Here is a 12760-nt window from a genome sequence, read left to right on the forward strand (position 1 = left end):
CGGGGACGGGGTATCAACATATCTGGCGTTGATTTTTGGCACGCTGTTGAGTTCTCAAGGAACGGACGCTTCCTTTGTACTCACCCGATACTCTCAGGCTTTCCTCCGGGCGCTTCCCTTCGGTCTTGCGTTTCCGACTCTACCAGATCCTTTTCGCGATCCGATTCCCTGTCGGCGGGATTGTCTTGGGCTTTTGGCTTTCGCCTGTCGGCCTTTCGACATTCACTACGTTAGCCGATTCCCTCCGCAACTCATAATCGAGTTCCACCGGGTTGGAATTCGGGCATGCGGACATGCCGAATTCGCTCCCGCTGAGGGGCGTCATAGGTAGTGGGTTGGCCGCTTCCGGCTGCAGGCGATTGCCGTACCCGGGTCAAGCGGCTCGGGCTACGTTACGCGCCGGCCAACAGCGAGTCAACTTCGACGGCGCCTCGGGACGTGGGCCCGATAAGGACTGACCGTCGGGTCGTCGGCGACCCAGTACCGCCACGGGTGGACCCCTCCGTCGCCGGAGACTCCGGTGCGCGGGCCGCTGCGTACCTGGTCGGAGGAGACCGGGGTGCCGGTCAGGATCCTCAGGGGGGTGTCCCCGGTGGCGCAGGCGTCCGTGCCGTCGAGGGTCCGGTCCACGGCCAGGGCGGTGGCCAGGCGGGCGGGGCCTTTGGCCAGTTCCATGTCATTTCGGGCCGAGAGTCGACGTTTGCGGGCAGACTGGGCGCCCTCGACGATCTCGCCGGCACGGAGCAGGACGGCGCTCGCTCGGCCGTCCGGACCGCAGACGAGGTTCATGCAGTGCCACATGCCGTAGGTGAAGTAGACGTACACATGGCCGGGCGGACCGAACATCACGCCGTTGCGGGCCGTGGGGCCGCGATAGGCGTGGGAGCCCGGGTCGTTCGGACCGTCGTACGCCTCGACCTCAGTGAGGCGCAGGGTGATCGGACCGTCGGGGGTCGTACGGACGAGGAGACGGCCGAGCAGATCCTGGGCCACCTCCAGGACAGGGCGGTCGAAGAAGGTCCTGGGCAGGGGCGTACGGTCGGGGGTCGCGATCATGCCCTCCGAGCGTAGTGCAGACGTGTGGGTGCGTCGGGGTGGTCAGCGGGCATCCGGCTTGCCAGGGTGTGGGACGCGGAACCGGCCACGCCGGTATCGCGTATGTAGGGGTCGAGGGATCCCGTCAGTAGAAGGTCGTAGAGGGAGAGACATGGCGTTCAAGAAGCTGCTCGCGAGTCTGGGGGCCGGCGGGGCTTCGGTCGAGACGGTGCTGACCGAGGTAAACGTCGTTCCGGGCGGTGTCGTCCAGGGTGAGGTGCGGATCCAGGGCGGGTCCGTCAACCAGCAGATCGAGGGGCTGTCGGTCGGGCTGCAGGCCAAGGTCGAGGTGGAGAGCGGCGACCAGGAGTACAAGCAGGACATCGAGTTCACGAAGCTGCGCCTCGGGGGTGCCTTCGAGCTTCAGGCCGGTGCCGTGCACGCCGTGCCGTTCGGCCTCGAGATCCCTTGGGAGACGCCGGTCACGACGATCGACGGCCAGACGCTGCGTGGCATGAACATCGGTGTGACCACCGAGCTGGACATCGCGCGCGCCGTGGACTCCGGCGACCTGGACCCGATCAACGTGCACCCGCTGCCGGCGCAGAAGGCGATCCTGGACGCGTTCATCCAGCTGGGCTTCCGCTTCAAGAACGCGGACCTGGAGCGCGGGCACATCCGCGGTACGCGCCAGAAGCTGCCGTTCTACCAGGAGATCGAGTTCTTCCCGCCGTCGCAGTACCGGGGGCTGAACCAGGTCGAGCTGAGCTTCGTGGCCGACGAGCACACGATGGACGTCGTGCTGGAGATGGACAAGAAGCCCGGGCTGTTCAGCGAGGGCAGTGACACCTTCCGCTCGTTCCAGGTGGGTCTGAACGACTACCAGGGGACCGACTGGTCGGCGTACCTCAACCAGTGGCTGTCCGAGGTCGGCAGCAAGCGCAACTGGTTCTAGGACACGGAGAGGGCCCGGAGTGCCGTACGGCGTTCCGGGCCCTCTGTGCTGTGCTCGCGCGGGGCGTGAAGGTCGTAGGCTCCGAAGGGAGTGCCTTTCCGATCTATCAGGAGGTGTCCAGGTGACCGAGCTGAAGAGGCGGCCGCTGCCCCACGATTTCCATCCGCCGGTGCCGTCGTTCACGGTCACGAGCGAGGACGTGCAGGAGGGGGCGGCCCTCAAGGACGCCCAGGTGCACGCGGCGGGGAACACCTCGCCGCAGCTGCGGTGGGAGGGTTTCCCGTCCGGGACCAAGAGTTTCGCCGTGACCTGCTACGACCCCGACGCTCCGACGGGCAGTGGATTCTGGCACTGGGTCCTGTTCGACATCCCGGCCTCGGTGACCGAGCTGCCGGCGGGTGCGGGCAGCGGCAGGTTCGAAGGGCTGCCGGAGGGTGCCGTACAGGCGCGCAACGACTACGGCAGCAAGGAGTTCGGCGGAGCCGCTCCCCCGCCGGGGGACGGACCGCACCGGTACGTGTTCACGGTGTACGCGGTGGATCAGGAGAAGCTCGGTCCGGACGCCGACGCCTCGCCCGCGGCCGTGGGGTTCAATCTGCGGTTCCACACGCTCGGCCGCGCGCAGTTGATCGGTGAGTACGAAGTTCCCACGGAGGGATGAGTCAGCTCATCGTTCATTGAACGTTTGCCCGCCTCTGGTCTTGGAAGTGATCAGAGGCGGGCATTTTTGTTGCCGGGGGTCGCGGGGGTCACCTCCCGTGGAGCAGCAGATATTGCGTTGTCCATCTCGGCGTGCCCGGCCAGAGTTGGTCCCAGCCCGCCAGGGGGTGGGCCGGTGCACACAGGAGGTGGGCTGGTATGCGGGACACGCTGGTACTGAACGCGAGCTTCGAGCCGCTGTCGACGGTGACGTTGAACCGAGCCGTCGTTCTGGTGCTTCAGGACAAGGCCGTTGTCGAGCAGGCCCACCCCGAACTGCGGATGCGCGGAGCCGAGGTCGACATCCCGGCGCCTCGGGTGATCAGGCTGTGCAGATACGTACGGGTGCCGTTCCGAAGACAAGCTCCGTGGTCGAGGCGGGGTGTGCTGATCAGGGACCGGCACCGGTGCGCGTACTGCGGTCGCCGGGCGACGACCGTGGACCACGTGGTGCCGCGGGCGCAGGGGGGTCAGGACGTGTGGCTGAACACGGTCGCCTCGTGCGCGGAGGACAATCACCGCAAGGCGGACCGGACGCCGGAGCAGGCGCAGATGCCGTTGCTGCGGCAGCCGTTCGAGCCGACGCCGGCGGACGCCATGCTGTTGGCCTTGGGGCAGGATGACCTCGCTGCCCTGCCGGACTGGTTGGCGGGGGCCGCGTAGCGCTCCGTGCGGGGCAGGCTTTCTGTCCGCGGGCCCGCTGCGGCTGGTCGCGCGGTTCCCCGCGCCTCTTCAAGGCGCGGGGAACCGGTCGGAGTCGAAGAGATCCCTCAGTCGATCGACGGCTTCTCGCGGCGCTCGTTGCCGTTGCCGGAGTTGCCGGAGTTGCCGCCTCCCGAATTGCCGCCGAAGGGGCCGAAGTTGCCCATCGCGCCGGACAACCCCTTGAGGGCGTCGCCGATTTCGCTGGGGACGATCCAGAGCTTGTTGGCGTCGCCTTCGGCGAGCTTGGGGAGCATCTGCAGGTACTGGTAGGACAGAAGCTTCTGGTCCGGGTCTCCGGCGTGGATGGCCTCGAAGACCGTACGTACGGCCTGTGCCTCGCCCTCGGCGCGCAGGGCGGCTGCCTTGGCCTCACCTTCGGCACGCAGGATCTGGGACTGCTTCTCGCCCTCGGCGGTGAGGATGGCGGCCTGGCGCGTGCCTTCCGCGGTGAGGATCGCGGCACGCTTGTCACGGTCGGCGCGCATCTGCTTCTCCATCGAGTCCTGGATGGAGGTCGGCGGCTCGATGGCCTTCAGTTCCACGCGGTTGACCCGGATGCCCCACTTGCCGGTCGCCTCGTCGAGGACTCCGCGCAGTGCCGCGTTGATCTCCTCGCGGGAGGTCAGGGTCCGCTCGAGGTCCATGCCGCCGATGATGTTGCGCAGCGTGGTGACGGTGAGCTGCTCGATCGCCTGGATGTAGCTGGCGACTTCGTAGGTCGCGGCCCGGGCGTCGGTCACCTGGTAGTAGATGACCGTGTCGATGTTCACGACCAGGTTGTCCTGGGTGATCACCGGCTGCGGCGGGAACGGGACGACCTGTTCGCGCAGGTCGATGCGGTTGCGGATGGTGTCTATGAACGGGACGACGATGTTGAGGCCCGCGTTCAGTGTCCGCGTGTAGCGGCCGAAGCGCTCCACGATGGCCGCACTGGCCTGTGGGATGACCTGGATCGTCTTGATCAGGGCGATGAAGACCAACACCACCAGAATGACCAGGACGATGATGACCGGTTCCATCGCGGCTCCCCGTACCTTTCTCCGCCTCGGCGCTTTCGGAAGATCTTATGCCTGTTGAAGATCTTGCTGGTCGAGTGTGACAGACCGTCGTACGGCTCGGGAGGTGTTCTGTTCACTTGCGTGGTACGGGAGTTGCACAAGGTCAGATGACGATCGCCGTGGCCCCCTCGATGTCCACGACGTCGACTTCCTGCCCCACGTCGTAGGCGCGATCGGCGTCGAGCGCGCGCGCCGACCAGACCTCTCCGGCGAGCTTGATACGGCCGCCCGAGCCGTCGACGCGCTCCAGCACGACGGCCTGTTTGCCCTTCAACGCTTCGATGCCGGTGGCGAGTTGGGGGCGCTGCTTGCTGTGCCGGGTCGCGATCGGTCGTACGACGGCGATCAGGGCGACGGAGACGACGATGAAGACGAGCACCTGGGCGACGGCTCCGAGGCCGACGGCCGCTGCGACGGCGGCGGCGACCGCGCCGACCGCGAGCATGCCGAACTCGGGCATCGCGGTCACCACGAGTGGGATACCGAGCGCTGTCGCGCCGACGAGCCACCACACCCATGCGTCGATGTCGTTCACACCGTCATGGTAGGGCCGCGTGGCCTGCCGGGACAGGGCGCACGGGGAGCGGTCAGGACATCGGGAGGCCCTGTGCCGTCCAGCGCTCGCCGACCTGCTCCACGACGAGCGGGAGGCCGAAGCAGAGGGAGAGGTTGCGGGAGGTGAGCTCGAGTTCGACCGGGCCGGCGGCGAGGACCTTGCCCTGTCGGATCATGAGGACGTGGGTGAAGCCGGGGGCGATCTCCTCGACGTGGTGGGTCACCATGATCATCGAGGGGGCGATCGGGTCGCGCGCGAGGCGGCCGAGCCGGCGCACGAGGTCCTCACGGCCGCCGAGGTCCAGGCCGGCGGCGGGCTCGTCCAGGAGGAGCAGCTCGGGGTCGGTCATCAGGGCGCGGGCGATGAGGGTGCGCTTGCGCTCGCCCTCGGAGAGCGTGCCGAACCTGCGGTCCAGGTAGTCGCTCATGCCGAGGCGGTCGAGGAAGGCGCGGGCGCGCTGCTCGTCGACGTCCTCGTACTCCTCCTGCCAGCCGGCCGTCATGCCGTACGCGGCGGTCAGCACGGTCTGCAGGACGGTCTGGCGCTTGGGGAGCTTGTCGGCGAGGGCGATGCCGGCCATGCCGACGCGCGGGCGCAGCTCGAAGACGTCGGTGCCGGGCCTGCCGAGGGTCTCGCCGAGGATGGAGACGGTGCCCGCGCTGGGGAAGAGGTAGGTGGAAGCGATGTTCAGGAGGGTCGTCTTGCCGGCCCCGTTGGGACCGAGGATGACCCAGCGCTCGCCCTCCTTGACCGACCAGGAGACCTGGTCCACCAGAGCCCGGCCCTCACGGACCACGGATACGTCCTGAAGCTCCAGAACATCGCTCATGAGCGCGTTGTCTCCCCTTGCAGTGTGGCCGGTCTGTGTCACGGGCGCCGGTGGCTCGGACCGCCGCGCGTGGGTGGGCGCGGCCTCTCCGGGAAAATCTACGCCACCGGTCGGGCGGCCCGTTCCATCGGTCCGGTCCTTAGGGTGGGGGCATGCTCTCGGAACCGCGCTCTGGTCGCCTTGTCGCTTGGGGAAATGCCCTGTTGGCCGGATTTGTCTCGCCAGATGACGCCGTGCTCGCCATCGTCGGCGAGGACGCCGTGCACCGGGTGGAGGGGCTGCCCGGGGAGTCGGCGCCCGTCGGACTCACGCTCGGGCTCGGGCGGCTGCGGGCGCTCGGGGTGAGCGGGCTGCGGGTGGCGCTGCCCGCGCCGGGGCATCCGCTGGGGCTGAGCGGGCCGCCGGAGTTCAACAAGCGGGCGTTGGAGGCGGAGGAGGCGGTGGTCTGTCACGGCGCCGGGTACGGGCTGGTGCCGGAGGTGTACGAGGCCGGGCCCGACGGTGATGTGCATGTCGAGGTCGTGTGGCACTGCCTGCCGGTGCGGGAGGCTCCGCCGGCCGATGTGCCGTCACTGGGCGAGGCCGAGCGGGAGCTGGCGGAGGCGTTGCGGGACGCCACGGCGGTGCTGTCACGGCTGGACCTGGCGGGGTCGGGGCCGGTGGCGGAGGCGGCGATCGACGCGTACCGGGCCCGGGCCGAGCAGGGGCGGGAGGTCCTCGCGCCGGGGTATCCGCCTCGGGCGGTGCGGGTGCTGGAGCTCGCGCAGCGGGTGGGGCTGCTGGTGTCCCTCGCGCAGCGGAACGGGCCCGGGGGTGCGGTGAGCTCCGCTGAGATGGCGGCGCGTTCCGAGGCGTTGCGGCCTGTGGAGCGCACGGGGCGGCGGGCCCTGGTCGCCGCGTACAACTCCGTTGTGGAGGAGCGGGAGGTTCGATGAGCGCCGGTTTGTCGGTCGCGGCCGTTGGTGTGGGCGTCCCCGCGGGGCTGTGCCCCCAGCCCCCCTTCGGCCCTGAAGGGGCCTCGTCCTGAAACTCCCCCAGAGGGGGCACCCCCGGACGGGCTGAATGCATGCGGAGGGGCCCACGCGTCGTCGTTGACGCGTGGGCCCCTCCGGGGTGCGGCTACGAACTCAGTCGTTGACGCAGGTGTTGGCGAACGCCGGGTTCAGCAGGCCGACCACGTTGATCGTGTTGCCACAGATGTTGACCGGGATGTGCACCGGCACCTGGACGACGTTGCCCGAGACGACGCCCGGCGAGTTCACGGCCGCGCCTTCGGCACCGGCGTCGGCGACGGCGGCACCGGCCGAGGCGCCCGCGGCGATACCGGCGACGGTGAGGGCCACGGCGGCCTTCTTGGCGATGTTCATGGGAAGGGTTCCTCCTGCGGTTGCGTGTCCGACCCGGCCGCGGGTCGTGCGCTGCACAACGCGGCAGTGCTCGGGGACGGTGCGGGGCGTGCCGGGAAGACACCTCGTTCGGGTCATTGGGGCGACAAACAGACCGGCCTCCCCCGGTGGGGGCCGGGGGAGGCCGGAGGTCACTGCGGGCGGGAACCGGACCTCAGTGGTTGAGACCCAGGTTGCCGAAGGCCGGGTTCAGCACGCCGATGACGTTCACGCTGTTGCCGACGACGTTGACCGGGACCTGCACCGGGGCCTGGATGAGGTTGCCCGAGACGACGCCCGGCGAGCCCTTGGCCTCGCCGAGGGCGGTGGCGCCGTCGGCGGCGGAGGCCATGCCGGCACCCGCGGCCATCAGCCCACCGGCCACCATCGTCACGGCCGCTGCCTTCTTCAGGTTCTTCACTACTGAGCCCTCCTAGCGATTGCCGCGGCAGTCGCCGCGGCACGCACTGGAGAACGGCCGCACGCCATGAAGGATGCGCCATTCGGGGGACATTCCCACGACGGTATGAATCTCGGATCGGAAGTCAACCTTCCGCGTTGCCCCTCCGGAGCGCCCCGCGACGCTCCGGGTGGTGCGCCGGAGCGTGTTTCAGCGGGTCAGGCCATGGCGTACGGCCCACAGCGCGGCCTGGGTGCGGTCCGCGAGGTCGAGCTTCATCAGGATGTTCGAGACATGCGTCTTGACGGTCTTCTCGGAGAGCACCAGGGCACGGGCGATCTCGCGGTTGGACCGGCCGTCCGCTATCAGGCCGAGCACCTCGCGCTCCCGTTCGGTGAGCGTGCCGCCTCTGCCCTGGCCCGCGCTGCCCTCCTCCTGGGAGAGGAGTGCGACGGCGACCTCCTGCTGGAGCAGGATGTGGCCGGCGTGGACCGAGCGGATGGCGCCGGCGAGGGCGTCGGGGTCCACGTCCTTGTAGACGTACCCGGCGGCGCCCGCGCGCATGGCCGGGACCACGGTGCGCTGCTCGGTGAAGCTGGTGACGATCAGCACGCGCGCGGGGTTGTCCAGTTCACGGAGCCTGCGCAGGGCCTCGACGCCGTCCATGCCGGGCATCTTGACGTCCATCAGGACGACGTCGGGCTTCAACTCCTCGGCGAGGGCGACTCCTTCGGCGCCCTCGGCGGCCTCGCCGACGACCTCTATGTCGTCCTGGACCTCCAGGAAGGTGCGCAGGCCCCGGCGGACGACCTGGTGGTCGTCGACGAGCAGCACCCTGATTGCGTCAGCCACCGGGGGCCTCCATCTCGATCGTGGTGCCCTTGCCGGGCGCCGAATGCACCGTGAGCGTGCCGCCGACCCCGCTCGCCCGGTCCCGCATCGACACCAGGCCGAGGTGGCGGCCGGCCCGGCGGACCGTCGTGGGGTCGAAGCCGCCGCCGTCGTCCGTGACGCGCAGGACCGTGTCCGGGCCGCGTTTGCCCAGGGTCACCTCGACGCGCTGCGCCCCGGAGTGGCGCAGCGCGTTGTGCAGGGCCTCCTGGGCGACCCGCAGCAGGGCCTCCTCCTGGGCGGCGGGCAGTGCGCGGACGCCATGGCTGGTGAAGGTCACGCGCGCGGCGTGGGCGCGGTCGAGGACCTGGATGTGGGTACGGAGGGTGGCCACGAGGCCGTCCTCGTCGAGGGCGGCGGGGCGCAACTCCACCACGGCGGCGCGCAGTTCGTCGGCGGCCTCCGCGGCGAGCGCGGCGACCTGCTGCAGTTCGTCCTTCGCGCGCGGGGGGTCGCGGTCGACGAGGGCGGCGGCGGCCTGAGCCGTCAGGCGCAGGGAGAACAGCTTCTGGCTGACCGCGTCGTGCAGCTCGTGGGCCAGCCGGGAGCGCTCCTCGGCGATCGTCAGTTCGCGGCTGCGCTCGTACAGGCGGGCGTTGGTGAGGGCTATCGCGGCGTGCTGGGCGAGGATCGAGAGCAGTTCCTCGTCGTCCTCGGTGAAGCCGCAGCCGCCCTCGGGCTTGGCACAGTTCTTGTTGGCCAGGAACAGGGCGGCGATGACCTCGTCGCCGTCCCGGACGGGCAGGCCCAGGAAGTCGGACATCTCGGGGTGGGCGGACGGCCAGCCCTCGAAGCGGGGGTCCTTGCGCACGTCGGCCAGGCGCTCGAAGCGGGCCTCCTGGAGCATCGCCGCGAGGATGCCGTGCTGGCGGGGCAGCGGGCCGATGGCCTTCCACTGTTCCTCGCCGACTCCGTCGACCACGAACTGGGCGAAGCCGCCGTGGTCGTCGGGGACGCCGAGGGCGGCGTACTGCGCGTCCAGCAGTTCGCGGGCGGAGGCGACGATCGTCTTGAGGACGTCGCGGACCTCCAGGTGCCTGCTCATGGCCAGCAGCGCGGTGCTCACCGCGGCGAGGCCGGACCGGGGGCCTTGACTCATTCCCTCACGGTACCGGCGGGGTGTGACAGCGCGGATCGGACCTGTGACGGCCACGGACCGGGGCGGAAGACCTAGGGCGAAAGTCCCCGGTACCGCGGCCCAGGGCGAAGGGACCGGGTGCGCGGGCGTACGACGAAGGGCCCCTTCGGCTTGCGTCCCGCGCCCGAGGCGGGGGCGTGGGGCCCGTTCCTACGTTGGGGTCACCGCCGTACGGAGGCGGGTCGGACGAGGGGACGGTTGTCATGCCGGTAGCGATCATCACGGGGGCATCGAAGGGGCTGGGACGGGCGCTGGCCGAGGCGCTGGCCGTACGGGGCTGGGATCTGGTGCTCGGCGCCAGGACCGCGGAGGTGCTGAAGGAGACGGCGGCGGCCGTGGCGTCGCACGGGACCCGGGTCGAGGCCCGTGCGGGGGAGGTCGCGGACGCTGCGCACCGGGCCGAGCTGGTGGCGGCCGCCGGGCGGCTCGGGGGCTGCGACCTGCTGGTGAACAACGCGAGCGCACTGGGCGCCGAGCCGCTGGTGCGGCTGGCGGAGCTGCCCCTGGACGGGCTGCGGCGGGCGCTGGAGGTGAACGTCGTGGCGGCGCTGGGGCTGGTCCAGGAGGCGCTGCCGCTGCTGCGCGGGGCGCGGGCGGGCACGGTGATCACCGTCAGCTCGGACGCGGCGGCCGAGGCGTACGAGACGTGGGGCGGCTACGGGGCGTCCAAGGCGGCCCTGGACCATCTCGCGGCGGTGCTCGCAGCGGAGGAGCCGGGACTGCGGGTATGGGCGGTGGACCCGGGGGACATGGCCACCGACCTGTACGCGGCGGCCGTACCGGACGACCGTGATCCGCGACCCGATCCGGCCGGTGTGGCGCCGGCCTTCCTGCGACTGCTGGACGAGCGCCCGGCGAGCGGGCGGTACACGGCTCCGGCGCTGCTGGAGGAACGGCGATGACGCTGACCACGGGGGTCCCCCCGCATGAGCGCAGCCGAGGGTGGGGGAAGGTGCCCGGAGAGCTGTCGGCGCGGGTGCCGGCCGAGCAGCGCGGCCCGGGGCGGGACCGCAGCGACGTACGGCTGCTGGTGTCGAGGGGGACGGAGGTGGCGCATCACGTGTTCCGGGAGCTGCCGGGGCTGCTGCGGGCCGGGGACCTGCTCGTGGTGAACACCTCGCCGACGCTGGCGGCGGCCGTGGACGGGCGGGTCGGGCACACGCGCGTGGTGGTGCACTTCTCCACGCGCGGTGACGACGGACGGTGGGCCGTGGAGCTGCGGGATCCGGACGGCAGGGGCACCACGCGCGTGCGTGCGGGCGGGCGCGCGGGGACCGGGGTGCGGCTGGCCGGGGGCGTGCGGCTGACGCTGGAGGAGCCGCTGAGCCCTGGGAGCGGGCGGCTGTGGTGGGCCCGGGTGTCCCCCGCCGGGGCGGTGCCGGGTCTGCTGCGGGGACACGGGCGGCCGATCCGCTACTCCTATACCGAGCGGGATCAGCCGCTGTCCGTCTATCAGACGGTGTTCGCGCTGCCGTCGGCCGACGGGTCGGGCAGTGCGGAGATGCCGAGCGCGGCGCGGCCCTTCACCGCCGGGCTGGTCGCGGAGCTGGTCAGCCGGGGGGTGCGGTTCGCTCCGATCACCCTGCACACCGGGGTCGCCTCGGCGGAGGCGCACGAGCCGCCGTATCCGGAGCGGTTCGTGGTGCCGGAGGCGTCGGCCCGGCTGATCAACGCCGTGCGGGGTGGCGGTGGGACACGGACGGACGGTCGGGTGATCGCGGTGGGGACGACCGCCGTACGGGCCGTGGAGTCGGCGGCCGGGGCGGACGGCGTCGTCCGCGCGCGTGCGGGCTGGACGGATCTCGTCGTCACTCCCGCGCGTGGGGTGCGGGTGGTGGACGGGCTGCTGACCGGGCTGCACGAGCCGGAGGCCTCGCATCTGCTGATGCTGGAGGCCGTGGCGGGCCGGGCCGCGATCGGCCGTGGCTACGAGGAGGCGCTGGGCGGGCTCTACCTGTGGCACGAGTTCGGGGACGTGCACCTCGTCCTGCCCGAGGAGCGCCCTGACGTAGAGCATTGCTCGGGCAACCAACAGTGAGAACGAGGCGGGGCCCGTGTGAGCCCGCACATAGGGCGCGGATCACGTACTACGGGCAATAGGAGATAAAGGGGACGCGGTGAACGGGGCAGATGGTTCCATCTGTCCCGATTTGCCCCTCCCTGATCCACTATCGAGGATCGTACGTCACACCTTTGCCTGGCCATTTTGCGGCCGCTAAGAATGGCTCATGTCGCTCAGCGCCGCGGGTTCTCCCCAGGCGCTCGTGCCGAAAGCACCCGCTGTCCGCCGTCGGACGAGGAGAGCGACCTCCGCGCTATTCGAAGAGGTCCTTCCGCATGCCCAAGAACACTCACAAGATCGCGATCGCCGGTGCAGCCACGCTCGGTGCCGCCGCCCTCGCCTTCTCCGTGGTGCCGGCCGACGCGCAGACGACCACTACGGACGCCGTCTCCTCGGCCCGGGTCGCCTACAGCTCCGAGCCGGTGCAGGCCGTCAAGGCCAGTGTGACCGACCAGCTGGCCGCGACTAGCGTGAAGGTCGACGCCATCGAGGCGAAGAAGAAGGCGGCCGCGGCAGCCGCGGCCAAGAAGAAGGCGGCCGCCGAGGCCGCCGCGAAGGCCGCCGCGAAGAAGAAGGCGGCCGCCACGGCCGCCGCCAAGAAGGCCGCAGCCGCGCGCAAGGCCAAGGAGTCCGCGAGCCGCTCCGCCAAGCGTGCCGTGGTCAAGCAGGTCGCCGTCAAGAGCTACGCCGACAACCTCGACGGCTGGATCAAGCACTCCCTGGCCATCATGAAGTCCAAGGGCATCCCGGGCTCCTACAGCGGCCTGCACCGCAACATCATCCGGGAGTCCTCGGGCAACCCGCAGGCGATCAACAACTGGGACATCAACGCCATCAACGGCATCCCCTCCAAGGGTCTGCTCCAGGTGATCCCGCCGACCTTCACCGCCTACCACGTCGCCGGGACGTCCTGGAACATCTACGACCCGGTCGCCAACATCACCGCCGCCGCCAACTACGCGGCCGACAAGTACGGCACGATCGACAACGTCGACAGCGCGTACTGAGCAACCTCCGTACGCCGATGGGCGGCACCCCGTACCGGGG

At 70.4% G+C, this 12760-nt stretch carries 15 protein-coding genes; 7 read left to right on the forward strand and 8 right to left on the reverse strand.

Annotated features, from left to right (window positions below; all coding sequences use genetic code 11):
* Positions 1-414: 414 nt before the first annotated feature.
* Positions 415-1056 (reverse strand): DNA-3-methyladenine glycosylase, encoded by a 642-nt coding sequence (locus tag ACFWBB_RS41140; protein ID WP_385283977.1) that lies wholly within the window; start codon positions 1054-1056, stop codon positions 415-417.
* A 151-nt stretch (positions 1057-1207) separates the two neighbouring features.
* On the opposite strand from ACFWBB_RS41140, the gene ACFWBB_RS41145 reads away from it, so the two are divergent.
* The 3 genes from ACFWBB_RS41145 to ACFWBB_RS41155 all read left to right on the forward strand — a co-directional run bounded on the left by ACFWBB_RS41145 (position 1208) and on the right by ACFWBB_RS41155 (position 3352).
* Positions 1208-1990 (forward strand): sporulation protein, encoded by a 783-nt coding sequence (locus ACFWBB_RS41145; RefSeq protein WP_385283980.1) that lies wholly within the window; start codon positions 1208-1210, stop codon positions 1988-1990.
* A 121-nt stretch (positions 1991-2111) separates the two neighbouring features.
* Complete coding sequence (locus ACFWBB_RS41150) at positions 2112-2651, forward strand: YbhB/YbcL family Raf kinase inhibitor-like protein (RefSeq protein ID WP_385283982.1); 540 nt, start codon at positions 2112-2114, stop codon at positions 2649-2651.
* Between the two features lie 197 nt (positions 2652-2848).
* On the forward strand, positions 2849-3352 hold the full coding sequence (locus ACFWBB_RS41155; RefSeq protein ID WP_385283985.1) for an HNH endonuclease: 504 nt from the start codon (positions 2849-2851) through the stop codon (positions 3350-3352).
* Between the two features lie 107 nt (positions 3353-3459).
* On the opposite strand, the gene ACFWBB_RS41160 is transcribed toward ACFWBB_RS41155, so the two are convergent.
* From ACFWBB_RS41160 to ACFWBB_RS41170, 3 genes are all read right to left on the reverse strand, one after another.
* Positions 3460-4413 (reverse strand): SPFH domain-containing protein, encoded by a 954-nt coding sequence (locus ACFWBB_RS41160; RefSeq protein ID WP_385283988.1) that lies wholly within the window; start codon positions 4411-4413, stop codon positions 3460-3462.
* A 142-nt stretch (positions 4414-4555) separates the two neighbouring features.
* Positions 4556-4987, reverse strand: a complete 432-nt coding sequence (locus tag ACFWBB_RS41165; RefSeq protein WP_385283991.1) for an NfeD family protein — start codon at positions 4985-4987, stop codon at positions 4556-4558.
* 52 nt (positions 4988-5039) lie between these two features.
* Positions 5040-5837, reverse strand: coding sequence for an ABC transporter ATP-binding protein (locus ACFWBB_RS41170; protein WP_385283996.1), 798 nt, complete (start codon positions 5835-5837; stop codon positions 5040-5042).
* A gap of 152 nt (positions 5838-5989) precedes the next feature.
* Here ACFWBB_RS41170 and ACFWBB_RS41175 point away from each other — a divergent pair, with 152 nt between their 5' ends.
* Positions 5990-6772 (forward strand): hypothetical protein, encoded by a 783-nt coding sequence (locus ACFWBB_RS41175; RefSeq protein ID WP_385283998.1) that lies wholly within the window; start codon positions 5990-5992, stop codon positions 6770-6772.
* A 192-nt stretch (positions 6773-6964) separates the two neighbouring features.
* Here the strand turns inward: ACFWBB_RS41175 and ACFWBB_RS41180 are convergent, their stop codons facing one another.
* The 4 genes from ACFWBB_RS41180 to ACFWBB_RS41195 form a co-directional block, all read right to left on the reverse strand.
* Complete coding sequence (locus ACFWBB_RS41180) at positions 6965-7204, reverse strand: chaplin (protein WP_385284001.1); 240 nt, start codon at positions 7202-7204, stop codon at positions 6965-6967.
* Positions 7205-7397: 193 nt separating this feature from the next.
* Positions 7398-7643 carry a chaplin gene (locus ACFWBB_RS41185; RefSeq protein ID WP_385284004.1) on the reverse strand — a complete coding sequence of 82 codons (246 nt, stop codon included), beginning with the start codon at positions 7641-7643 and terminating at the stop codon, positions 7398-7400.
* A gap of 189 nt (positions 7644-7832) precedes the next feature.
* A complete protein-coding gene (locus ACFWBB_RS41190) occupies positions 7833-8474 on the reverse strand; it encodes a response regulator (RefSeq protein WP_385284008.1) in 642 nt (213 codons plus the stop codon).
* Positions 8467-9612 carry a GAF domain-containing sensor histidine kinase gene (locus ACFWBB_RS41195; RefSeq protein WP_385284011.1) on the reverse strand — a complete coding sequence of 382 codons (1146 nt, stop codon included), beginning with the start codon at positions 9610-9612 and terminating at the stop codon, positions 8467-8469. The genes ACFWBB_RS41190 and ACFWBB_RS41195 overlap by 8 nt, the downstream gene beginning before the upstream one ends.
* A 242-nt stretch (positions 9613-9854) precedes the next feature.
* Here ACFWBB_RS41195 and ACFWBB_RS41200 point away from each other — a divergent pair, with 242 nt between their 5' ends.
* The 3 genes from ACFWBB_RS41200 to ACFWBB_RS41210 all read left to right on the forward strand — a co-directional run bounded on the left by ACFWBB_RS41200 (position 9855) and on the right by ACFWBB_RS41210 (position 12720).
* The gene (locus ACFWBB_RS41200; protein WP_385284013.1) at positions 9855-10553 is read left to right on the forward strand and encodes an SDR family NAD(P)-dependent oxidoreductase; all 699 of its coding nucleotides are present in this window, start codon (positions 9855-9857) and stop codon (positions 10551-10553) included.
* Positions 10550-11689: an S-adenosylmethionine:tRNA ribosyltransferase-isomerase gene (locus ACFWBB_RS41205; RefSeq protein WP_385284016.1), complete on the forward strand. Its 1140-nt coding sequence runs from the start codon at positions 10550-10552 to the stop codon at positions 11687-11689. The genes ACFWBB_RS41200 and ACFWBB_RS41205 overlap by 4 nt, the downstream gene beginning before the upstream one ends.
* A gap of 299 nt (positions 11690-11988) precedes the next feature.
* The gene (locus ACFWBB_RS41210; RefSeq protein WP_385284019.1) at positions 11989-12720 is read left to right on the forward strand and encodes a transglycosylase SLT domain-containing protein; all 732 of its coding nucleotides are present in this window, start codon (positions 11989-11991) and stop codon (positions 12718-12720) included.
* The last annotated feature ends 40 nt before the right edge of the window (positions 12721-12760 follow it).

This window comes from Streptomyces sp. NPDC060000 (assembly GCF_042737375.1).
In the GTDB taxonomy this organism is placed as follows: Bacteria; Actinomycetota; Actinomycetes; order Streptomycetales; family Streptomycetaceae; genus Streptomyces.

Bases quoted from the DNA above. Each gene is read 5' to 3' on its own strand.
- ACFWBB_RS41140 (WP_385283977.1), bottom strand. From the start codon at position 1,056: ATGATCGCGACCCCCGACCGTACGCCCCTGCCCAGGACCTTCTTCGAC.
- ACFWBB_RS41145 (WP_385283980.1), top strand. From the start codon at position 1,208: ATGGCGTTCAAGAAGCTGCTCGCGAGTCTGGGGGCCGGCGGGGCTTCG.
- ACFWBB_RS41155 (WP_385283985.1), top strand. From the start codon at position 2,849: ATGCGGGACACGCTGGTACTGAACGCGAGCTTCGAGCCGCTGTCGACG.
- ACFWBB_RS41160 (WP_385283988.1), bottom strand. From the start codon at position 4,413: ATGGAACCGGTCATCATCGTCCTGGTCATTCTGGTGGTGTTGGTCTTC.
- ACFWBB_RS41170 (WP_385283996.1), bottom strand. From the start codon at position 5,837: ATGAGCGATGTTCTGGAGCTTCAGGACGTATCCGTGGTCCGTGAGGGC.
- ACFWBB_RS41175 (WP_385283998.1), top strand. From the start codon at position 5,990: ATGCTCTCGGAACCGCGCTCTGGTCGCCTTGTCGCTTGGGGAAATGCC.
- ACFWBB_RS41180 (WP_385284001.1), bottom strand. From the start codon at position 7,204: ATGAACATCGCCAAGAAGGCCGCCGTGGCCCTCACCGTCGCCGGTATC.
- ACFWBB_RS41195 (WP_385284011.1), bottom strand. From the start codon at position 9,612: ATGAGTCAAGGCCCCCGGTCCGGCCTCGCCGCGGTGAGCACCGCGCTG.
- ACFWBB_RS41200 (WP_385284013.1), top strand. From the start codon at position 9,855: ATGCCGGTAGCGATCATCACGGGGGCATCGAAGGGGCTGGGACGGGCG.
- ACFWBB_RS41205 (WP_385284016.1), top strand. From the start codon at position 10,550: ATGACGCTGACCACGGGGGTCCCCCCGCATGAGCGCAGCCGAGGGTGG.
- ACFWBB_RS41210 (WP_385284019.1), top strand. From the start codon at position 11,989: ATGCCCAAGAACACTCACAAGATCGCGATCGCCGGTGCAGCCACGCTC.